Here is a 19,607-nt window from a genome sequence, read left to right on the forward strand (position 1 = left end):
TCTGCCCGCTATTGCGGGAAGAGGGCGTGCGTCCGGCCTGCCAGGTAGTAGAACAGGAGCCCCGTCCATTCCCGGAGCGCCGTCGTCATCAGCTGGCTGTTCGTGGAGGGCTGGGTGAGGTCGAGCGCAAGGCTCGCGCGGCTGGTCGTGCGGTAGTCCGTCGGCCAGGGCAGCACGTCGAGGCCGAGCTTGCGGAAGAGGCCGACCGAGCGCGGCATGTGGAACGCCGAGGTCACCAGCAGGCAGCGTTCGAGACCGTTTGCCGCAAGAAGCGCCTGTGTGTTTCCTGCATTCTCGAACGTGTCGCGCGATTCCGTTTCGCGGATCAGCCGCGTGGCGGGAACGCCGAAAGCCTCGAGGAAGCGCGCTCCGACGACCGCGTCGCCCTTGTAGGCACCGCTCAGCGAGCCGTCGCCGCCGGAGATCAGGATGCGGGCCTGCGGAAACTGCTGCGCGAGGCGCAGGGTCTCGACGAAGCGGTCGCCGGCCTGGGTCATCTCGAAGCCGCCGCGCGCCGCGACGACCTCCGATTCGAACCCGCCGCCGAGCGTGATGATGCAGGCCGGCCCGCCGGCGGGAAGCTCGGCGCGGGCGATGCGGTCTTCCAAGACCTGCAGCAGCACGGCGCCGGTCGAGGTGAACAGCGTCAGGAAGAGCACGAGCGCGGAGGTCACGCTCGCCCAGGTCCTGAGGCGGTTCCAGCGCAGCAGGCCGGCGATGAGGCCGGCGAGGAGAAAAAGGAGGGCGAGCGAGAGCGGCTGGGCGAGAAGCCAGAAAATCTTCGAGATATAGAAGGTCACGCGTCGCTCATCCTTATCCTGTCGTCACGCCCGTGCGGGCGCCGGGCCGCCGTCCTGCCGCGCCGCAGATAGAGGATGCCCGCCGCAAGCGCAATGCCGGCGGGGGGTACTTGGCCGCGCATGCCGGGAACATCCGGTGCCGGATGCCCGTTCATTGCGCGTGAAGAAGGGAGCACGTCCATGACCGACGAACGCGAAGAGCGCATCCGCAAGCGCGCCTACGAACTCTGGCAGCAGGAAGGCTCGCCCGAGGGCAAGCCGGACGACCACTGGTATCAGGCGGAGCGGGAAATCGACCGGGGCGACGGCGAGGTCGAGGGCGACGACGAGCCGAACCTCGCCGCCCTGCGCGAGGCCGTCCGGCAGCACAACGACACGTTCATCGTCAAGACCGATCTGGAAGACGCCGACCAGCGCGAAGCGGCGCCCGGCACGCGCGAGCAGCCCTAGCGTGGAAGAGGCCCCGCCCGCATGGGGCGGGCATCGGATGGACAGTTTGATGTGCAGCCGATTTTGCGGCTGTACAAAAAGCGCTGGCGTGCCGACACTCGCCTTGATGATTCGGGGGATGCGATGAAGATTTTTCTGGCAGCCGCGCTGGCGGCGGTGTCGATCGGCCTGCACGCTTCGCCGGCCGCGGCCGGCGACCTCATCGATGAGGTTCGCGTTGGTGTGAGCGGCGGCCTGAACGGCGGCTCCTCCGAGGATAAGGGCGTGGTCGGCTCGGCCGAGGTGTATATCGCACCCTTCCAGTCCTCGCAGACCGGCCTCGCAAAGGTTCTGCTCGAGCCGCGGGTGCAGGTGGGCGTTTCGGGTGGCGCCGATGCAACGGACCAGGCCTATCTGGGCCTCAACTGGCATCTGCCGATAACAGAAACCCTCTTTGCCGAGGTCGGCGCCGGCGGCACCGTGCACAACGGCAGCCTGGACAGCGGCCCCGGCCCGCTTCTCGGATGCCGTTTCCTGTTTCGCGAGCACGCCGCGCTCGGCGTGCGCGTCACCGACAACGTCAGCGTCATGGCGACCGTCGACCACTCGTCGAGCGCCGATCTCTGCGACGGCCCGAACGACGGGCTCACCCACGCAGGTTTGAGCGTCGGCGTGAAGTTTTAAGCCGGTCTCTTCGCGTCGGCGCCTTCCGGCAGGACGCAAGGTCGAAGCCGAACCGGCTTTTTGCGGTTTGTCTCAAGGGGATTTGGTGGAGCTAAGCGGGATCGAACCGCTGACCTCTTGCATGCCATGCAAGCGCTCTCCCAGCTGAGCTATAGCCCCATGAAGGGTCCGGCCAAGGCCGGTTTCCGGGAACCGAAGCGGTGTTGCCGTTCGGTGTGCGGCTTATTACTTCCGGTCCCGAAAGATGGCAAGCCGAAAAATGACATCCGGCCGATTTTTTTGAAACCGGCCGGAAAATCAAGGGTTTAAGCTTCGTCTTCGTCGCCGGTGACGCCGATGAGATCGCTCATGTCGTCATCGTCGTCGTCTTCGTCCTGCTCCAGGAACGTATCGTCGTCGTCGCCGTCGATCTCCACGTCGTCGTCGCCGAGGTCCGGCAGGTCGTCGCCGCCTGCCGCATCGTCGTCGGCATCTTCCAGCGAGACGAGTTCGACTTCCGTGTTCTCCGTATCGACTTCGTTGACGTCCTCGTCCTCATCCTTTTCGAGCACCGCAGCCGCCGAAGTCTCCTCGAAGAAGGAGAGCGGGTAGGACTTGCCCGTATAGGGGGAAACGATCGGATCGCGGTTCAGGTCGTAGAACTTCCTGCCCGTTTCCGGATCGATGCGTTTGGTTCCGAGTTCCGGTTTTGCCACTGTCAAAGCCTCTCAGGTGCCGTTTGTTCCCGGCGGGGCCGGGGTTCCGGCGCGTTGAAGGGGAAAATGATTAGCCGGTCCCCATAATCGTCTTGGGCTATCCTGTCAAAGCCTAACTTCGGGGGGACATGACCGCGGCGCGCCGGCGAATGTTTTCAGACGGGATGATGACGCTTTAAATCGTTTATGATAGCAAGCCCGCGTTCTCCCGGGCGATCCCGCCGGGGAGCCGTGGATATACAAGGAAGACACCCATGTCGCACGGCGCAAGTAGCCGGCCCGCAACCGCCCGCAAATCCTCCGGCCTTTCCGGGACCGTCCGCATTCCCGGCGACAAGTCGATTTCCCACCGCTCTTTCATGTTCGGCGGGCTTGCGAGCGGCCAGACGCGCATCACCGGCCTGCTCGAGGGCGAGGACGTCATCAACACGGGCAAGGCCATGCAGGCGATGGGCGCGAAGATCCGCAAGGAGGGCGACACCTGGATCATCGACGGGGTCGGCAACGGCGCGCTGCTGGTGCCCGAGGCGCCGCTCGATTTCGGCAATGCCGGCACCGGCTGCCGCCTGACCATGGGCCTCGTCGGCGTCTACGATTTCGATTCCACTTTCATTGGCGATGCCTCACTCACCAAGCGTCCGATGGGCCGCGTCCTCAATCCGCTGCGCGAAATGGGCGTGCAGGTGACATCCGCCGAGGGCGACCGGCTGCCGGTGACGCTGCGCGGACCGAAGACGCCGACGCCGATCACGTATCGCGTGCCGATGGCCTCGGCCCAGGTGAAGTCCGCCGTTCTGCTCGCCGGCCTCAACACGCCCGGTATCACGACCGTCATCGAGCCGGTCATGACGCGCGACCATACGGAAAAGATGCTGCAGGGTTTTGGCGCGAATCTCATCGTGGATACGGATGCCGACGGCGTCCGCACCATCCGGCTGGAGGGCCGCGGCAGGCTCACCGGCCAGGTCATCGACGTGCCGGGCGACCCGTCCTCGACCGCCTTCCCACTGGTCGCGGCGCTGCTCGTGCCGGGCTCGGACGTGACGATCCTCAACGTGCTGATGAACCCGACCCGCACCGGCCTGATCCTGACGCTGCAGGAAATGGGCGCGAATATCGAGATCCTGAACCCGCGCCTTGCCGGCGGCGAGGATGTGGCTGACCTGCGCGTGCGCTTCTCCGAGCTCAGGGGCGTGACGGTGCCGGAAGACCGCGCCCCGTCGATGATTGACGAATATCCGGTGCTTGCCGTGGCGGCCGCCTTCGCCGAGGGCGCGACGGTGATGAACGGCCTCGAGGAGTTGCGCGTCAAGGAAAGCGACCGCCTCTCCGCCGTCGCCGACGGCCTCAAGCTCAACGGCGTCGATTGCGACGAGGGCGAGGCCTCGCTCGTCGTGCGCGGCCGCCCGGACGGCAAGGGGCTCGGCAATGCTTCCGGCGCCGCCGTCGCCACGCATCTCGACCACCGCATCGCGATGAGCTTCCTCGTCATGGGCCTCGTCTCGGAACATCCCGTGACCGTCGACGACGCCACGATGATCGCCACGAGCTTTCCGGAGTTCATGGACCTCATGACCGGCCTCGGTGCGAAGATCGACCTGTCCGACACGAAGGCCGCCTGATGACGTTCACCATCGCCATCGACGGCCCCGCCGCTGCCGGCAAGGGTACGCTCTCGCGCCGCATCGCGGAGGAATACGGCTTCCATCATCTCGATACGGGCCTTACCTACCGGGCGACGGCAAAGGCATTGCTCGACCGCGGCCTGCCGCTCGACGACGAGGCGGTGGCCGCCGAGGTGGCCCGCAATCTCGACCTCGCCGGGCTCGACCGTTCGGTGCTTTCCGCCCATGCCATCGGCGAGGCGGCCTCGAAGATCGCGGTCATGCCCTCGGTGCGCCGGGCGCTGGTGGAGGCGCAGCGCGGCTTTGCGGCGCGCGCGCCCGGCACGGTGCTCGACGGGAGGGACATCGGCACGGTCGTCTGCCCCGATGCGCCCGTGAAGCTCTATGTCACCGCCTCGCCGGAGGTCCGCGCGAGGCGCCGCCACGACGAGATCCTCGCCGGCGGCGGGGTGGCCGATTATGAAACGATCCTCGACGATATCCGCCGGCGCGACGAGCGTGACATGGGCCGGGCGGACAGCCCGCTGAAGCCTGCGGACGATGCGCACTTGCTCGATACCTCGGAAATGAGTATAGAGGCGGCGTTTTCGGCGGCAAAGTCGTTCATCGACGCCGCGCTTAAGCACTAGCGGTTCCAGGAAAAGTGCGGACGCGGTTTTCCGTCCGGAACTGCAAGACATAAGAGCAAGGCCTGTCCCCGCGCCGGATTTGCTGCTTCACAAGGCAGCGGACATCGCCTCGTTCATCATCAACGCTAACCCCCGGCGCCCGTGCCCGAGAGGCACATTCAGGAGTTTCAATGTCTCAAGCAAACCCCACGCGCGAAGATTTCGCAGCCCTTCTGCAGGAATCCTTCGCCGCTAACGATCTCGCCGAAGGCTATGTCGCCAAGGGCATCGTGACCGGCATCGAGAAGGACGTCGCCATCGTCGACGTCGGCCTCAAGGTTGAAGGCCGCGTTCCGCTGAAGGAATTCGGCGCGAAGTCGAAGGACGGCTCGCTGAAGGTCGGCGACGAAGTCGAAGTCTACGTCGAGCGCATCGAGAACGCACTCGGCGAAGCCGTCCTGTCGCGTGAGAAGGCGCGCCGCGAAGAAAGCTGGGCCAAGCTCGAAGTCAAGTTCGAGGCCGGCGAGCGCGTCGAAGGCGTCATCTTCAACCAGGTCAAGGGCGGCTTCACCGTCGATCTCGACGGCGCCGTCGCCTTCCTGCCGCGTTCGCAGGTCGACATCCGTCCGATCCGCGACGTCACCCCGCTCATGCACAACCCGCAGCCCTTCGAAATCCTCAAGATGGACAAGCGCCGCGGCAACATCGTCGTCTCGCGCCGCACGGTCCTCGAAGAGTCGCGCGCCGAGCAGCGTTCCGAGATCGTCCAGAACCTCGAAGAAGGCCAGGTCGTCGACGGCGTCGTCAAGAACATCACCGACTACGGTGCGTTCGTCGACCTCGGCGGCATCGACGGCCTGCTGCACGTCACCGACATGGCCTGGCGCCGCGTCAACCATCCGTCGGAGATCCTGTCCATCGGCCAGCAGGTCAAGGTCCAGATCATCCGCATCAACCAGGAAACCCACCGCATCTCGCTCGGCATGAAGCAGCTCGAGTCGGATCCGTGGGATGGCATCGGCACGAAGTACCCGGTCGGCAAGAAGATCTCCGGCACCGTCACGAACATCACCGACTACGGTGCGTTCGTCGAGCTGGAGCCGGGCATCGAAGGCCTGATCCACATCTCCGAGATGTCCTGGACCAAGAAGAACGTTCACCCCGGCAAGATCCTGTCCACGAGCCAGGAAGTCGACGTGGTCGTTCTCGAAGTCGACCCGACGAAGCGCCGCATCTCGCTCGGCCTCAAGCAGACCCTCGAGAACCCGTGGCAGGCCTTCGCGCACAGCCACCCGGCCGGCACGGAAGTCGAAGGCGAAGTCAAGAACAAGACCGAGTTCGGCCTGTTCATCGGCCTCGACGGCGACGTGGACGGCATGGTGCACCTCTCCGACCTCGACTGGAACCGTCCGGGCGAGCAGGTCATCGAGGAGTACAACAAGGGCGACGTCGTCAAGGCCGTCGTTCTGGATGTGGACGTCGACAAGGAGCGCATCTCGCTCGGCATCAAGCAGCTCGGCCGCGACTCGGTCGGCGAAGCTGCCGCTTCCGGCGACCTGCGCAAGAACGCCGTCGTCTCGGCTGAAGTCATCGCGATCAACGATGGCGGCATCGAGGTGAAGCTCGTCAACCACGAGGACATCACCTCGTTCATCCGCCGCGCGGACCTTTCGCGTGACCGTGACGAGCAGCGTCCGGAGCGTTTCTCGGTCGGCCAGACCGTCGACGCCCGCGTCGTCAACTTCTCCAAGAAGGATCGCAAGATCCAGCTTTCGATCAAGGCGCTCGAAATCGCCGAAGAGAAGGAAGCCGTCGCACAGTTCGGTTCGTCCGACTCGGGCGCTTCGCTCGGCGACATCCTCGGCGCGGCCCTGAAGAACCGCAACAACGCCGAGTAAGCCTCGCTTGCTTTTGAAATGAAGGGCCCGCGGAGAGCGATCTCCGCGGGCTTTTTCTTGGGATGGTCAGGTCCAGTAGTCGCCGAGCTTCTGGTAGAAGACGAGGCCGGGTTCCATGACGCCGACCATCTCCGCCGTCTTCTCGCGCCGGCGTGCCATGTCGGCGCTTTCCGGTTCCCCGTCGCCAGCTTCGCCGTCCGCTTGCGCCTGCGCGTCGCCGCCTTCTTCGTTCTCGCCGCCGGCGGAGGGCTCGTCCTCCGCTTCGTCCTTTTCCTCTTCGCGGGCCTCGGGCCAGTCGGCGTCTTCCTCGGCCGGCAGGTAGGGCACGAAGGCGAGCGGTGCGCCCTCGCGCAGCGTGGCGGCCGGAAGCAGCCTGTCCGGCACCGCATCGGCAAGGGCAGCGGGCTGCGCTGCCTCCCGCGCCTGCGGCATCGCGAGGGCATCGTCCTGGGTTTCGGCGGGACGCTGCAAGACCGACGCCGGCTGGGCGGTTTCGGGCCGGGCCTTGCCGGTTTGCGCTGCGGTCTCGGGATCGGCGATCCGTTCCGTGCCGTCCTCGGACTGTTCTTGCACGATGGGTGCGAATTCCTTCTCCATCGCCGCATCGAGCGGCCGTTCGAGGAGTGCCCGGAGGAAATTCGCCTCTTCCGGCGAAAGGTTTTCCATCAGCTGTGCGACAGCCTGCACCAGCAGGCCAGGGGCTACATCGCGCGTCACGGCCTGCAGCACGCTGCGGGCGAGCGCCTGCCCGGCCGCGTTGGCGACCTGCGCCTTCACGGGCATGTCTTCCCGTCTTGCGGCCGGTGCCGCCGCTTGTGCCTCCTCCGCATCGCCATTGTGGCGGGTCGCCGCGTCGGCCACCCTCATCGGCTGCTGGTCGGTGGCCTTGGCGGCCGGGTTGGGAAGGCGCCCGTCCGCACGCGCGGCGTCGTTCGTCCCGATTGGCAGACGGCTCGGTCCGGCAAAGGCCTGATGGTGCGTCCTCGCCTCGGCCGGCTGCTGGCTGTTCGAGGGCTTGGACTTGCTGCCGCCGTCGATGTCGAAGGTGCGTTTCAACGCGACCTGGAGGAGACGGGCATCGCCGAGCACCTGCGCCGCCTGTGCGGTGTGCTGCGCGCCGCCATGGCGGCCGACGGCGGCGAGCTGCTGGGCGGTGAGACCGACGGGTTTCTGCTGGCGCTCCGTGGCGGGAAGGTCGCCGAGCTGAAGGCTCGTCGCCAGGAGGGTGGCGAGCTTCTGGGCCTCCGGCCCGTTCGGATTGCGCACGATCTCGACGAGACTGCGCGTCGGCATGGCCGAGAGCACGGTGCCGATCAGCTTCTCGACGCTCGGGCGAAGTTCCGGCGGCAGCTTTGCGATGATGTCGGCCAGCCTGCGGGCATTGTCGCCTTCCCGCCCCGGCACCGCCTTCAGCGCGGCGAAGAGCGTTTCCAGGAGGTCGCGGCCCGGGTTCGGCTCCCCGGTGCGCGGCATGTGCTTCAGCATGGTCTCGATGAGGCGGAGCAGCACCTCTGCCCGCAGATTGGCGAGCGCGGCTGCGGAAAGCTGCGGCTTGGCTGCGGCATCGACCGGTGCGCCCGCCTGAAGGGCGAGGGACGGCTGCAATGTCCCGGTCGTCGTTGCCACACGCGGCAGCATGCCTGCCTCCTGTTCGCCGCCGATGCTGCCCGCATCGCAAGGCCTGCCAATGTTCCATCGTCCGTCGGATGGCGCATCATGCGCGACGCTGCGAGATGATGAGCTTTCGGCCCGGGGTGCCGGGCATTCATGCGGAAGGCGGCGGGTAAACCGGCGAAGCACTGAACCGCTGACCGTGCCGGACGGGAAACCCGGAACTCCGAACAACTTGCCTGATCTTACGATTGGCATCTTATGGTTAACGAAATGCTAACGGGCGGGAAACCTTCGCATATGCAGCATCGGCAGGCCGGATTATCCGTTCATCACGGCCTTGCCCCTTATGCTCGGCTCGCGTAAATCTTGCCGGCACTGTCGGCCGCCGGGTATTTGCGGGCCGCGGATGCGGCGGAGACCTCGCGATGAACCTCACCAACCTCATCCTCAACACCGACAGCTACAAGTTCAGCCATTACCTGCAATATCCGCCGGAAACCTGCGCCATTTCCTCCTACGTGGAGGCGCGGGGCCATTCCGACCATCCGGAAGTGCTGTTCTTCGGTCTCCAGATGTTCCTCAAGGAATACCTGTCGAAACCGGTGACGATCGAGGACGTGGACGAGGCCGAGGCGATCGTGACGGCGCACGGCCTGCCGTTCAACCGCGAGGGCTGGACGCATATCGTCAAGAAGCACGGCGGCTTCCTGCCGCTGCTGATCGAGGCACTGCCGGAGGGCACGCTCGTGCGGCGCGGTGTTCCGGTGGCCCAGGTCGTCAACACGGATCCGGCCTGCTTCTGGCTGACCTCCTACATCGAGACGGCGCTTCTGCGCGCCATCTGGTATCCGAGCACGGTCGCTTCCAATTCGCGCAAGGTGAAGCAGATCATCCAGCCGATCCTCGAAAAGACCTGCGACGATCCCGCCGCCGTCCTGCCCTTCCGCCTGCACGATTTCGGCGCTCGCGGGACGACGAGCCTCGAGCAGGCGGGCATCGGCGGCGCCGCGCACCTCGTCAACTTCATGGGCACGGATACGGTGAGCGGGGTGCTCTACGCCCGCCGCTACTACGGCGCGCAGATGGCCGGTTTCTCGATCCCGGCTTCCGAGCATTCGACCATGACCTCCTGGGGCCAGGAGCGCGAGGCGGAAGCCTACGGCAACATGATCGACAGGTTCGGCGGCAAGGGCCTCTATGCCGTCGTGTCGGACAGCTACGACATCAACAACGCCGTCGCGGAGATCTGGGGCAAGCAGCTCAAGGAGCGGGTGCAGACGGCCGGCGGCACGCTCGTCGTCAGGCCGGACAGCGGCGATCCGGTGGAAACGCCGGTGCAGGTCGTGCGCCAGCTCGCCTATGCCTTCGGCACGCATCTCAACGCCAAGGGCTACAAGGTGCTCGACGACAGCGTGCGCGTCATCCAGGGCGACGGCATCTCGCCCGCCGACATCGGCCTCATCCTCGGCAGGCTGGAAGCCTTCGGCTTCTCCGCGGAGAACATAGCCTTCGGCATGGGCGCGGGCCTGCTCCAGCGCGTCAACCGCGACACCTATTCGTTCGCCATGAAGGCCAATGCCCGCCAGGATGCGGCTGGGGCCTGGCACGACGTCTACAAGCGCCCGGCGACCATGAACCTCAAGGCCTCCAAGGCCGGCCGGCAGGCGGTGGTCGAGGGCTATATCGGCCTTGAGGCCGCCCGCATCGATCAGCTCGCGGGCCGCAAGAACCTGTTGCAGCCGGTCTGGCGCGATGGCGAGCTCCTTTTCGACTGGACGTTCGACCAGGTGCGCGCCCGCGCCGCCTGACCCCTTGCAGCGAGGCATCCGCCGCTCCATCTTGGTCCCATGACGGGAGACAGGAGATGACGGTTCGTCCGCCGCAGGCGCTTGCCCCTTCCTCCACCAGGGAAACGGGCCTTAACATCCTCGAATACGAGCTGATGTCCGAGCGGGCGGATTCGCTCGGCCGGCACGGCTTGAAGGTCGAAAAGGCGCTGGCGCTGCTTTCCGAGCGCATGGCCGCAGGCTGCGGCGAGGCGGAACGGGAAAATCTCCTCGACGATGCGGCGGACAAGGTCTGGGCCTTCTTCATCCAGCGGGAGATGTGCGGCCTGCGCAGCCAGAAGGACGCCATCCGCCGCTACGGCATTCCGCCGGCGGTCATGGCAAGGCTCGGCATCGTGCGGCGGAAGGCGTAGCCGTCAGGCGACGAGCTGGCGCGTGATGAGGTCGTAGATGCCGTTGTCGTCGATGCGCAACGCGAAGATTTCCTTCTTCGCCTCTTCCCGTTCGTCCCGCTCGCGGGTGCTTGCCGCGTCGAGGTTTCGGACCGCCTCGCCGGTGGTTTCGGCCGGCGCCTCCTTGTTCCTGAACGGGGCCTCATCGGGCTTGGCCGGTGCCTTTTCGGCAAACGCGGTCGCCTCGGCGCCGGCGGCGAGCAGCTGGATCGTGTCGAGCGCATCGCCTTGTGGTTCGCCCGGTTCCTTGCCGTCCGCGCTGCCTTTCGCCGCTTCCTCGCGGGCGCGGCCGACGGCGTTCTGAAGCTCCGCCACGTCCTCAAGCTTCTCGCCTGCTTCCAGCTTGCGGATCGTTTCCTCGCGCTCCTTGCGGGTTTCCGCATCCTCGACGCGTGTCGGATCCCGTCTGGTGCGGTCGAGCTTGAGCTCCTCGATCGACTTCGGGTCCGCCACATCTTCCAGGCGGGCAAGGACCTTCCGCATTTCGGGCGTGAGCGCCTTCTCCGCGTCCGCCTTCTCGGCCAGCGCGTCCTTCACGCGCTGGGCTTCCGATCCGTAGGGATTGCGGATCGCGGCGATGAGCTCGGTCGCGGCCAGCCCGAGGTCGGTGAGCCCCGACGTCTTCTCCAGGGTCGCGACGTCGGCGGGCAGTTCGCCGCGCTGGCGTGTCAGCATGGCCGAAAGGCGCTGCTCGAAGTCTGCATCCGCTTCGTTCTCGCCCTGCGACACGCCCGCCGTGAGGGCAAGGCGGGCGACAAGGTTGGCGGCCGCGTCGTCCGAGGGGCCGCCCGTCGCCTGCTTGACGGCCGAGAGGGTCGTGCCGAGCGAGCGGAGCGTGACGCCGGGCGTGCTGCCTTTGCCCGCAGGCGCGACGCTGTCGACAAGGATGAGCTTGTCGGCGAGACGCTGTGCGAAGGCACGCGCGGATTCGCCCTCCTGCTGGGCGACGCCGAGCGTCTCGCTGAAGCGGGAGATCAGCTTGGCGAGCGTGTCTCCGTTGCGGGCATTGCTGCCGAAGAAATGCTCGTTGATGCGGGTGTTCGCCTGGCGCGCGGTGTCGTCCGGCTGCAGGTGCACCCGCCGCAGGATGTCGTCCTTGCGGCCGCTCGCCTTCTCCTCGTCCTCGCGGCGCCGCTCCTCGATCGTGTCGACGATCGATTGCATTGCCGAGACGGCGGCGGTGGACTGCGCGCTCTGCAGGGGTGTCAACATGGCAAACCTCCAGTCTCGCGGAGGATAGTGCCGGGGGCGTTAACCGGGCGTTAAGCCTGTCCCTGCCGGATTTGAGGGGTTCGCCTCAGCTATGGGCGAAGATGTCGGTCTCTTCCCAGCCGAGCAGGTCGAGCTTGGCGCGGGTCGGCAGGAAGGCGAAGCAGGCCTCGGCATGGGCAAGCCGGCCGTCGCGCACGAGGCGGGCCATGAGCTTGTCGCGCAGCGCGTGGAGATGGAGAACGTCCGAGGCCGCATATTCGAGCTGCGCCGGCGAAAGCGTTTCCGCCGCCCAGTCGGAGGACTGCTGCTGCTTGGAAATGTCCACGTCGAGCATTTCCTTGAGGTTGTCCTTGAGGCCGTGCCGGTCCGTGTAGGTGCGGGTCAGCCGCGAGGCGATCTTGGTGCAGAAGACCGGCGTTGTGGTGACGCCGAAGGTATGGAACAGGACGGCGATGTCGAAGCGGCCGTAGTGGAAGATCTTCTGGCGGGACGGATCCTCCAGCATGGCGACGAGGTTCGGCGCCTCCTTCTGTCCGGCGGCGATGCGGATGACGTCCGCCGTGCCGTCGCCCGGCGAAAGCTGCACCACGCAGAGCCGGTCGCGGCGCGGGATCAGGCCGAGCGTCTCGGTGTCGATGGCGATCGCGCCGGTATAGCGGGCAGCATCCGCTGCCGAGATGTCGCCTTCGTGATACCGGATTGCACTTGCCATGAAAAACCCCATCTATGTCCTAGCTGTCGGATAATCCGCAGGCCTATAGCGCATGTTTCCGGCCAGCGGTATCTCTTTATGAATTGCGAAAGGCCGGCTTTGCCGGGAATGACGATGAAGACACGAACCGTCCTCGCCCTCCTGGCAGTCCTGATGTCCGCCTCCGCCGGGCAGGCGCAGGTTTTCAAGGACCTTCCCGGCGTCGTCCCCTCCGACGCCACCGAGGAGTACAGCGGCAGGGATGCGGTCGTCTGCGAGCAGAGGGTGCACGTCCCGCGCAGCAGCAATTCCCGCTGGATGCCGCGCAACATCTACGTCTGCGAGCGCAACGGCATAACGACGAGCAGCACGCGCCTGCCGCCGTCCAGCGAACGCGCCCTGCGCGGCTTGGACTGGTAGTCGCAGGCTTCCGGCCGCCGTGCTACCACTTGGTGGTAGCCGATCCGGAGGAGCCATGACCGACGAAACCCTGCCGCTGGTGATCAGCGCGCCCGAGCCGCGAACGCTCGACCTCATCTTCACGCCCGCCGCCGAAGCCGAGCTTCGCAGGACCTATCGCGTCGTCGAGGCCGACCCGCAAGACATTGCCGGGCTCGGCGATGCGGTGCTCGCCGAGGCGCGGTACATCATCGGCCAGCCGCCGCTTTCGGCCGAAACGCTCGCGCGCATGCCGAAGCTGCGCGCGATTCTCAATGTCGAGAGCAATCTTCTCAACAACATGCCCTACGAGGTTCTGTTCGAGCGGGGCATTCATGTCGTGACGACGGGTCAGGTCTTTGCCGAGCCGGTCGCCGAGCTGGGCCTCGCCATGGCGCTGAATCTTGCCCGCGGCATCGTCGATGCGGATCTTGCCTTCCGCGAGGGGCGCGAGCTGTGGGGCGGGGAGGGCAACCGCTCGGCGCGACTCCTGTCCGGCTCCGAGGTCGGCATCGTCGGCTTCGGCGATCTCGGCCGGGCGCTGAACCGCGTGCTTTCCGGCTTCCGCGCGAGGATCCGCGTCTTCGATCCCTGGTTGCCGCCGTCGATGCTGCGGGAGGCGGGCGTCGAGCCGGCTTCGCTCCCGCACGTGCTGGCGACGAGCGATTTCGTCTTCGTCGTTGCGGCGGTGACGAGCGAAAACAGGGGTTTCCTCGGCGCGGAGGCCTTCGCTTCGATGCGCAAGGGGGCGGCCTTCATCCTGCTCAGCCGGGCCGATGTCGTCGACTTCCCGGCGCTGATGGCCGCCGTCCGGTCCGGCCACATCGTCGCGGCGAGCGACGTCTATCCGGAGGAGCCGCTGCCGCTCGACCATCCGGTGCGCAGGCTTTCCGGCTTCCTGCGCTCGGCGCATCGCGCCGGCGCGCTCGACAGCGCCTTCAAGAAGATGGGCGACATGGTGCTGGAGGACATGGCGCTGATGGACCGCGGCCTGCCGCCGATGCGCTGCAAGCGGGCCGAGCGTGAGACCGTCTCGCGCATGCGCTCCAGGCCGGTCGACATCAACTGAAACGGGAAGGCCGCGGCGGCAGGCGCCGCGGCGTGCCGCGCGGTCAGGCGCGTTTGACGACCTTGATGAGCACGAGCAGGATCACGGCGCCGATCGTGGAATGGATGATGGCGGCGACGATGCCGCTGCCGAGGCTGATGCCGAGTGCCGGAAAGAGGAAACCGGCGATGAAGGCGCCGACGATGCCGACGACGATATTTCCGACGAGGCCGAAGCCGAAGCCCGAAACGATGAGGCCCGCAAGCCAGCCCGCAATGGCGCCGACGATGAGGAAAACGAGAATGCTTTCAATGCCCATGATGTGCTCCCTTTGACAGTATCGTTCTGTCAGTGCTGAATGTGGCAGCCGATTTCGGGAAAGCAAGAGGATATCGGCGTGCGTGCTCAGAAAACCCGTGCTTTCGCCGTGGCGTGCTCCGCCTGGATATCGAGAAGAAGATAGATGGCGGCAAGCGTTGCAGAAGCGATCAGCGTGGCGCCCAGTCCCAGAACAATCATTGCCCGTTCCTCCTGACATCATTGTCAGTCCATGGCACGACCCTACGCGCGCGAGCTTGCCCGTAGCTTGCGCGCGGCCGGGCGGCTTTAATTTTAGCAAAGCCATAAGCACGCCATGAACTATTAACCTTCAGGCAAGGAATTAACCATAAACATTGCTCTACACGTCGGAATGGGAAATTCGCCGTTTCTCACCCAGGCATGATGCCGAACCGCCGTACCGGAACCGAGCCGGTATTCGAGTTTCACCGAATTTGATCATGGATCGACGGGTGGCACCCCGCATGCCGGTCTGCCGGCAGCGCTCCGCCTCGTGGGCACGGCTCGGACAGCCAACCTCTCCTCCATGCGAGAATTCAGTCGATCACCCGCCCGGGTGATCGGGCATCGTTGGTTTGGGAGCAGATTGGTGCAGGAAATGCCGGCAGAACAGGCTCGAACGGGACAGGCGGCCAGCCTGCGCGACCGTTTGCGCTTCGCCGGGGTGGAAAGCGCCCAGGGCGAGCTGCTCCGCCGCCACCGCCAGACGCTGGAGCGGCATGTCGAAACGGCGCTTCGCGATCTCTTCCAACGTTTCCAGACCTTTCCCGACGCCGCGCGCCACTTCCAGAGCGAGCGCCAGATCGACCGCCTGCACGACCTCCAGAGCTCCCACTGGAGCGTGCTGACCGACGCGCGGTTCGACGGGCTCTATGCCGAGCGCGTGAAGGTCCTCTCCGACAGCGAGAGCCAGATGGGCCTCGATCCGCGCTGGCGCATCGCCGGCCATTCGATCGTCGTCGAAACGGTGGTCAATGGCCTCATCGAGGAATACTGGCCGAAATCCATCCTGCCGGGCGGCAAGGCCCGTCGCAAGGAACTGACCGACCTCGTCTCGGCCTTCCTGCGCACGGCCATGGTCGATGCGGAAATCGGCGTCTCGCTGCGCTTCAACGAACTGCGCCATGCCCACCACCGGGCGCTCGGCGAGCAGCGCCGGGAGGACCGTGCCGAGCTCGACCGCGTCTTCGGCGATACGATCCGCAGCCTCTCGCAGCTTGATCTGTCGGCGCGTGTTTCCGGCGAGATGCCGGAGGCCTGGCGCGAGCTTGCCGACACGCTGAACGGCGCCCTGGACGAGATCCAGTCGCGGCTCCTTGCCGTCGCCGACGGCGCAACGGAAGGCGATCGCCTCGTGGACAGGCTGGCCTCCGGCGCCAATGCGCTTTCCGCCCGTTCGGCGGAGCAATCGGCGAACCTGATCGAGACTGCGAATGCCCTCGGCGCCATCGTCGAGCGTGTACGCCAGACGCTCGCCGAGACCCGCAAGGCCCAGTCCGCGGCCGCCTCCACCCAGGAATCCGTCGCCCTCAGCGGCAGCATCGTCGGCGAAGCGATGTCGGCCATGGCGGATATCGAGGCATCGGCCGAGAAGATCGGCCAGATCATCGGCGTGATCGACGAGATCGCCTTCCAGACCAACCTGCTCGCGCTCAACGCCGGCATCGAGGCCGCCCGTGCCGGCGACAGCGGCCGCGGCTTCGCGGTCGTCGCGCAGGAAGTGCGTGCGCTCGCCCAGCGCTCGGCGGACGCGGCGCGCGAGATCAAGCAGCTCGTCACCGGCACCAAGGCGCAGGTCGAGGCCGGTGTGGAACATGTCCACCGTACCCAGGACGCGATCGGCAACATCGTGCGTCAGGTTGAGGGCATCAACGAGGCCATCACGGGCATCGCGCGCGCGAGCGCGGTCGACGCGGAAGGTCTGGAGGGGGTTGCCGGAGAAATCGATCGCACCGGCCGGGCGCTCGAGGCCGACGCCGCGGATGCGGATCGTCTCGGCGGGACGGGCAGCGACCTGCAAACGGTCATTCTCGAACTCGGCCGCACGATCCGGGAATTCCGCGTTTCATCGCAGCGCGAGCTGCGCCGGCCGGCCCACCCCGCACCGGCAGAGCCGCGCGGGGCAGCCGAACGCGAACAAGCGCAGCCTTCTCCTCTCGATTTCCTGTCCCCGCGCGCCGCGGGCTTTGGAGGCTGAGATGACGAACCGACGGCCCCGGCACTGGTTCTCGACGCCACGCAGCCGGCTTTCGCAGGAAGGCGCGCCGAGGATCGCTCCAAGCAACACAACCATGGTTTTGCCCAGACGCAGACGAGGAACATCGTAATGGCGAGCAAGAAAGCCGCTCAGAAAAGTTTAAGCCTTGCCCCCGTTCTCGACCTCAACGAGGCGACGGCGCTCCATGCGCAGCTGATGAGCCTCAAGGGCAATCCGCTCGTCATCGACGCCTCGGCGGTCGAACGGGTCGGCGCGCTCTGCGCCCAGGTCCTGATGGCTGGAGCCAGGAGCTGGCAGGAGGACAGGCAGCCCTTCACCTTCGGCAAGGTCTCCGAGCCTTTCATGAAGACAATGCAACTCATCGGCGTGAACATCGATCACTTGCTGGCACAGGAGGCTAGGCAATGAAGAAAAAAGTCCTGACCGTGGATGATTCCCGGACGATCCGGAACATGCTTCTGGTCACCCTCAACAATGCAGGCTTCGAGACCATCCAGGCGGAAGACGGCGTCGAGGGGCTTGAGGTTCTGGAGTCGGCCAACCCGGACGTCATCGTCACCGACATCAACATGCCGCGCCTCGACGGCTTCGGCTTCATCGAGGGCGTGCGCCGCAACGAGAAGTACCGCGCGATCCCGATCCTCGTGCTGACGACCGAAAGCGACGCCGAGAAGAAGAACCGCGCCCGCCAGGCCGGCGCTACGGGCTGGATCGTGAAACCCTTCGATCCGACCAAGCTGATCGACGCAATCGAGCGCGTAACCGCCTAAATCCAGGATTCTCCCGATGGATATGAACGAAATCAAAGAGATCTTCTTCCAGGAGTGCGAGGAACAGCTCGCGGAACTGGAATCCGGTCTCTTGAAGCTGAACGACGGGGACCGCGACCCGGAAACGGTCAATGCCGTGTTCCGCGCCGTGCATTCGATCAAGGGCGGTGCCGGTGCATTCGGTCTCGACGATCTCGTCTCCTTCGCCCACGTGTTCGAGACGACACTGGATTGCGTTCGATCCAACAAGCTGGAGCCCACCCAGGACGTCCTGAAGGTCATGCTGAAGTCCGCCGACGTCCTGGCGGACCTGACCAACGCGGCGCGTGACGGCGGCAGCGTCGACGAGGCCCGCAGCCGCGCCCTGATCCGCGAGCTCGAAGCGCTGGCAAGCGGCGAGGCGCCCGCGGCCGCCGAAGCACCCGCGCCCAAGCCCGCCGCCGCAGCTCCCAAGGCGGCCGCACCGGCGCCGGCCATCGAAAAGCCGCCCGTCAACGAGGAGGGATTCCAGCCGATCCCCTTCTCCTTCGGCGATTTCGACGAGGAGCCTGCCGCCCGCTACGTTCCGACCTGCCAGGTCGTCTTCAAGCCGAAGAGGGACCTTTACGCCAAGGGCAACGAGGCGGTTCTCCTGCTGCGCGACCTCTCCCGCCTCGGCGAGATGAGCGTCTACTGCGACATGGACAGCCTGCCGCCGCTCGACAAGATGCACCCGGAGGAGGCCTACTTCTCCTGGAAGATCTCGGTGACGACCGACAGGGGCGAGGATGGCGTTCGCGCCGTCTTCGAATTCGCCGAGTGGGACTGCGACCTCGACATCCGCACGATCGAGGAAGAAGTGATCGGCGAGGCGACGGACGACGAGGAACTGCCGATGCAGCCCGTGCCGTTCGACCTGTCGCTGCTCGACGAGAGCGGCCCTGCCGCGTCGGCCGACGAGGAGCCGGTCGCCAGCGAAAGCGACGCCGCTGCCGCCGTGGCCGCGGCCGAAACCGCCAGCAGGGTGGCGCAGGCCGCAAGCCGCGCCGCCGAGAACGCCAAGTCTGCCGCATCGGCGGCCAGCGCGCAGGCCAACCAGGCCGCGGCGGCCGGCCAGACCATCCGTGTCGACCTCGACCGCGTCGACCGCCTGATCAACCTCGTCGGCGAGCTCGTCATCAACCAGGCGATGCTCTCGCAGAGCGTCGTGGAGAACGACACGAACGGCACGTCCTCCATCAACATGGGCCTGGAAGAGCTCCAGCAGCTCACCCGCGAGATCCAGGATTCGGTGATGGCGATCCGTGCGCAGCCGGTAAAGCCGGTCTTCCAGCGCATGGCCCGCACCGTCCGCGAAATCGCCGACATCACCGGCAAGTCGGTCCGCCTCATCACGGAGGGCGAGAACACCGAAGTCGACAAGACCGTCATCGACAAGCTCGCCGAGCCGCTGACGCACATGATCCGCAACGCGGTCGACCACGGCCTCGAAATGCCGGAGAAGCGCCAAGCTCTCGGCAAGAACCCGGAAGGCACGGTCCGCCTGACGGCGAAGCACCGTTCCGGCCGCATCGTCATCGAGCTTGCCGACGACGGCGCGGGCATCAACCGCGAGAAGGTGCGCCAGAAGGCCATCGACAACGACCTGATCGCGGCCGATGCGAACCTCTCGGACGAGGAGATCGACAACCTGATCTTCCATGCGGGCTTCTCCACCGCCGACAAGGTCTCGGACCTTTCCGGCCGCGGCGTCGGCATGGACGTGGTCAAGCGCTCGATCCAGGCGCTCGGCGGCCGCATCTCGATCTCCTCCAAACCCGGCCAGGGCTCCGTCTTCACCATGAGCCTGCCGCTGACGCTGGCCGTGCTCGACGGCATGGTGGTCACGGTCGCCGGCCAGACGCTCGTCGTGCCGCTGACGGCCATCGTCGAGACGCTCCAGCCGGAAGCCTCCGCCATCCATTCCTTCGGCGCCTCCCAGCGGCTCATCTCGATCCGCAACTCGTTTTGCCCGCTGGTGGACGTCGGTCGGATCCTCAACTTCCGCGCCACGCAGGCCAATCCGATCGAGGGCGTCGCCCTCCTCGTCGAATCGGAAGGCGGCGGCCAGCGCGCCCTCATGGTCGATGCCATCCAGGGCCAGCGCCAGGTCGTCATCAAGAGTCTGGAGGCGAACTACACCCACGTGCCGGGCATCGCCGCCGCGACCATCCTCGGCGACGGGCGCGTCGCACTCATCCTGGACGTCGACGCGGTGGTTGCCGCATCGCGCGGCCAATCCCTGAAACAAGACATCTCGCTTGCTGCAACCGGTTAAGAG

General features: G+C 66.2%; 19 protein-coding genes and 1 tRNA gene. 13 read left to right on the forward strand and 7 right to left on the reverse strand.

Going from position 1 to position 19,607, the window contains the following annotated elements; genetic code table 11:
- Positions 1–8 precede the first annotated feature (8 nt).
- Positions 9–800 (reverse strand): YdcF family protein, encoded by a 792-nt coding sequence (locus ACIIOY_RS06990; RefSeq protein ID WP_411033910.1) that lies wholly within the window; start codon positions 798–800, stop codon positions 9–11.
- A gap of 180 nt (positions 801–980) precedes the next feature.
- Between ACIIOY_RS06990 and ACIIOY_RS06995 the strand changes: the two genes are divergently transcribed.
- Together ACIIOY_RS06995 and ACIIOY_RS07000 are read left to right on the forward strand one after the other, a co-directional pair.
- Entirely contained in the window at positions 981–1,250 is a 270-nt protein-coding gene (locus ACIIOY_RS06995; RefSeq protein ID WP_411033911.1) for a DUF2934 domain-containing protein, read from the forward strand.
- A 21-nt stretch (positions 1,251–1,271) separates the two neighbouring features.
- On the forward strand, positions 1,272–1,913 hold the full coding sequence (locus tag ACIIOY_RS07000; protein WP_411033912.1) for an acyloxyacyl hydrolase: 642 nt from the start codon (positions 1,272–1,274) through the stop codon (positions 1,911–1,913).
- Positions 1,914–1,996: 83 nt separating this feature from the next.
- On the opposite strand, the gene ACIIOY_RS07005 is transcribed toward ACIIOY_RS07000, so the two are convergent.
- Positions 1,997–2,072: transfer RNA gene (locus ACIIOY_RS07005), tRNA-Ala, on the reverse strand.
- Positions 2,073–2,218: 146 nt separating this feature from the next.
- Positions 2,219–2,608 carry a TIGR02300 family protein gene (locus ACIIOY_RS07010; protein ID WP_411033913.1) on the reverse strand — a complete coding sequence of 130 codons (390 nt, stop codon included), beginning with the start codon at positions 2,606–2,608 and terminating at the stop codon, positions 2,219–2,221.
- Positions 2,609–2,862: 254 nt separating this feature from the next.
- Here ACIIOY_RS07010 and aroA point away from each other — a divergent pair, with 254 nt between their 5' ends.
- The 3 genes from aroA (at position 2,863) to rpsA (ending at position 6,739) form a co-directional block, all read left to right on the forward strand.
- A complete protein-coding gene (gene aroA, locus ACIIOY_RS07015; RefSeq protein ID WP_411033914.1) occupies positions 2,863–4,230 on the forward strand; it encodes a 3-phosphoshikimate 1-carboxyvinyltransferase in 1,368 nt (455 codons plus the stop codon).
- The gene (cmk, locus tag ACIIOY_RS07020; RefSeq protein WP_411033915.1) at positions 4,230–4,862 is read left to right on the forward strand and encodes a (d)CMP kinase; all 633 of its coding nucleotides are present in this window, start codon (positions 4,230–4,232) and stop codon (positions 4,860–4,862) included. Before aroA ends, cmk begins: the two co-directional genes overlap by 1 nt.
- 170 nt (positions 4,863–5,032) lie before the next feature.
- Positions 5,033–6,739 carry a 30S ribosomal protein S1 gene (rpsA, locus tag ACIIOY_RS07025; RefSeq protein ID WP_411033916.1) on the forward strand — a complete coding sequence of 569 codons (1,707 nt, stop codon included), beginning with the start codon at positions 5,033–5,035 and terminating at the stop codon, positions 6,737–6,739.
- A 66-nt stretch (positions 6,740–6,805) separates the two neighbouring features.
- On the opposite strand, the gene ACIIOY_RS07030 is transcribed toward rpsA, so the two are convergent.
- The gene (locus ACIIOY_RS07030) at positions 6,806–8,377 is read right to left on the reverse strand and encodes a hypothetical protein (RefSeq protein WP_411033917.1); all 1,572 of its coding nucleotides are present in this window, start codon (positions 8,375–8,377) and stop codon (positions 6,806–6,808) included.
- Positions 8,378–8,778: 401 nt separating this feature from the next.
- Here ACIIOY_RS07030 and ACIIOY_RS07035 point away from each other — a divergent pair, with 401 nt between their 5' ends.
- Together ACIIOY_RS07035 and ACIIOY_RS07040 are read left to right on the forward strand one after the other, a co-directional pair.
- Positions 8,779–10,161 (forward strand): nicotinate phosphoribosyltransferase, encoded by a 1,383-nt coding sequence (locus ACIIOY_RS07035; protein WP_411033918.1) that lies wholly within the window; start codon positions 8,779–8,781, stop codon positions 10,159–10,161.
- A gap of 56 nt (positions 10,162–10,217) precedes the next feature.
- Positions 10,218–10,553 (forward strand): DUF6665 family protein, encoded by a 336-nt coding sequence (locus ACIIOY_RS07040; protein WP_411033919.1) that lies wholly within the window; start codon positions 10,218–10,220, stop codon positions 10,551–10,553.
- Positions 10,554–10,556: 3 nt separating this feature from the next.
- On the opposite strand, the gene ACIIOY_RS07045 is transcribed toward ACIIOY_RS07040, so the two are convergent.
- Together ACIIOY_RS07045 and ACIIOY_RS07050 are read right to left on the reverse strand one after the other, a co-directional pair.
- A complete protein-coding gene (locus tag ACIIOY_RS07045) occupies positions 10,557–11,804 on the reverse strand; it encodes a hypothetical protein (RefSeq protein ID WP_411033920.1) in 1,248 nt (415 codons plus the stop codon).
- A gap of 85 nt (positions 11,805–11,889) precedes the next feature.
- Positions 11,890–12,516: a ribonuclease D gene (locus ACIIOY_RS07050; protein WP_411033921.1), complete on the reverse strand. Its 627-nt coding sequence runs from the start codon at positions 12,514–12,516 to the stop codon at positions 11,890–11,892.
- A 114-nt stretch (positions 12,517–12,630) separates the two neighbouring features.
- Here ACIIOY_RS07050 and ACIIOY_RS07055 point away from each other — a divergent pair, with 114 nt between their 5' ends.
- Together ACIIOY_RS07055 and ACIIOY_RS07060 are read left to right on the forward strand one after the other, a co-directional pair.
- A complete protein-coding gene (locus ACIIOY_RS07055; RefSeq protein WP_411033922.1) occupies positions 12,631–12,915 on the forward strand; it encodes a hypothetical protein in 285 nt (94 codons plus the stop codon).
- A gap of 55 nt (positions 12,916–12,970) precedes the next feature.
- The gene (locus ACIIOY_RS07060) at positions 12,971–14,002 is read left to right on the forward strand and encodes a hydroxyacid dehydrogenase (RefSeq protein ID WP_411033923.1); all 1,032 of its coding nucleotides are present in this window, start codon (positions 12,971–12,973) and stop codon (positions 14,000–14,002) included.
- Positions 14,003–14,045: 43 nt separating this feature from the next.
- Here ACIIOY_RS07060 and ACIIOY_RS07065 read toward each other — a convergent pair whose 3' ends face one another.
- Positions 14,046–14,300: a GlsB/YeaQ/YmgE family stress response membrane protein gene (locus tag ACIIOY_RS07065; protein WP_254692228.1), complete on the reverse strand. Its 255-nt coding sequence runs from the start codon at positions 14,298–14,300 to the stop codon at positions 14,046–14,048.
- A 618-nt stretch (positions 14,301–14,918) separates the two neighbouring features.
- Between ACIIOY_RS07065 and ACIIOY_RS07070 the strand changes: the two genes are divergently transcribed.
- The 4 genes from ACIIOY_RS07070 to ACIIOY_RS07085 all read left to right on the forward strand — a co-directional run bounded on the left by ACIIOY_RS07070 (position 14,919) and on the right by ACIIOY_RS07085 (position 19,604).
- Positions 14,919–16,517 (forward strand): globin-coupled sensor protein, encoded by a 1,599-nt coding sequence (locus tag ACIIOY_RS07070; RefSeq protein WP_411033924.1) that lies wholly within the window; start codon positions 14,919–14,921, stop codon positions 16,515–16,517.
- A 129-nt stretch (positions 16,518–16,646) separates the two neighbouring features.
- Entirely contained in the window at positions 16,647–16,946 is a 300-nt protein-coding gene (locus ACIIOY_RS07075; protein WP_411033925.1) for an STAS domain-containing protein, read from the forward strand.
- Positions 16,943–17,308: a chemotaxis response regulator CheY1 gene (gene cheY1, locus ACIIOY_RS07080; protein WP_411033926.1), complete on the forward strand. Its 366-nt coding sequence runs from the start codon at positions 16,943–16,945 to the stop codon at positions 17,306–17,308. Before ACIIOY_RS07075 ends, cheY1 begins: the two co-directional genes overlap by 4 nt.
- Positions 17,309–17,324: 16 nt before the next feature.
- On the forward strand, positions 17,325–19,604 hold the full coding sequence (locus ACIIOY_RS07085) for a chemotaxis protein CheA (RefSeq protein WP_411033927.1): 2,280 nt from the start codon (positions 17,325–17,327) through the stop codon (positions 19,602–19,604).
- The last annotated feature ends 3 nt before the right edge of the window (positions 19,605–19,607 follow it).

This window comes from Shinella agrisoli (assembly GCF_046557955.1).
Classification (GTDB): domain Bacteria; phylum Pseudomonadota; class Alphaproteobacteria; order Rhizobiales; family Rhizobiaceae; genus Shinella.

What these genes read in the sequence shown, in the direction of transcription:
- ACIIOY_RS07050 (WP_411033921.1), bottom strand. Translation starts at nt 12,516, where the DNA reads ATGGCAAGTGCAATCCGGTATCACGAAGGCGACATCTCGGCAGCGGAT.
- aroA (WP_411033914.1), top strand. Translation starts at nt 2,863, where the DNA reads ATGTCGCACGGCGCAAGTAGCCGGCCCGCAACCGCCCGCAAATCCTCC.
- ACIIOY_RS07000 (WP_411033912.1), top strand. Translation starts at nt 1,272, where the DNA reads ATGGGGCGGGCATCGGATGGACAGTTTGATGTGCAGCCGATTTTGCGG.
- ACIIOY_RS06995 (WP_411033911.1), top strand. Translation starts at nt 981, where the DNA reads ATGACCGACGAACGCGAAGAGCGCATCCGCAAGCGCGCCTACGAACTC.
- ACIIOY_RS07030 (WP_411033917.1), bottom strand. Translation starts at nt 8,377, where the DNA reads ATGCTGCCGCGTGTGGCAACGACGACCGGGACATTGCAGCCGTCCCTC.
- ACIIOY_RS07060 (WP_411033923.1), top strand. Translation starts at nt 12,971, where the DNA reads ATGACCGACGAAACCCTGCCGCTGGTGATCAGCGCGCCCGAGCCGCGA.
- ACIIOY_RS07035 (WP_411033918.1), top strand. Translation starts at nt 8,779, where the DNA reads ATGAACCTCACCAACCTCATCCTCAACACCGACAGCTACAAGTTCAGC.
- ACIIOY_RS07065 (WP_254692228.1), bottom strand. Translation starts at nt 14,300, where the DNA reads ATGGGCATTGAAAGCATTCTCGTTTTCCTCATCGTCGGCGCCATTGCG.
- rpsA (WP_411033916.1), top strand. Translation starts at nt 5,033, where the DNA reads ATGTCTCAAGCAAACCCCACGCGCGAAGATTTCGCAGCCCTTCTGCAG.
- ACIIOY_RS07075 (WP_411033925.1), top strand. Translation starts at nt 16,647, where the DNA reads ATGGCGAGCAAGAAAGCCGCTCAGAAAAGTTTAAGCCTTGCCCCCGTT.
- ACIIOY_RS07045 (WP_411033920.1), bottom strand. Translation starts at nt 11,804, where the DNA reads ATGTTGACACCCCTGCAGAGCGCGCAGTCCACCGCCGCCGTCTCGGCA.
- ACIIOY_RS07040 (WP_411033919.1), top strand. Translation starts at nt 10,218, where the DNA reads ATGACGGTTCGTCCGCCGCAGGCGCTTGCCCCTTCCTCCACCAGGGAA.
- cmk (WP_411033915.1), top strand. Translation starts at nt 4,230, where the DNA reads ATGACGTTCACCATCGCCATCGACGGCCCCGCCGCTGCCGGCAAGGGT.
- ACIIOY_RS07055 (WP_411033922.1), top strand. Translation starts at nt 12,631, where the DNA reads ATGAAGACACGAACCGTCCTCGCCCTCCTGGCAGTCCTGATGTCCGCC.
- ACIIOY_RS07070 (WP_411033924.1), top strand. Translation starts at nt 14,919, where the DNA reads ATGCCGGCAGAACAGGCTCGAACGGGACAGGCGGCCAGCCTGCGCGAC.
- ACIIOY_RS07085 (WP_411033927.1), top strand. Translation starts at nt 17,325, where the DNA reads ATGGATATGAACGAAATCAAAGAGATCTTCTTCCAGGAGTGCGAGGAA.
- cheY1 (WP_411033926.1), top strand. Translation starts at nt 16,943, where the DNA reads ATGAAGAAAAAAGTCCTGACCGTGGATGATTCCCGGACGATCCGGAAC.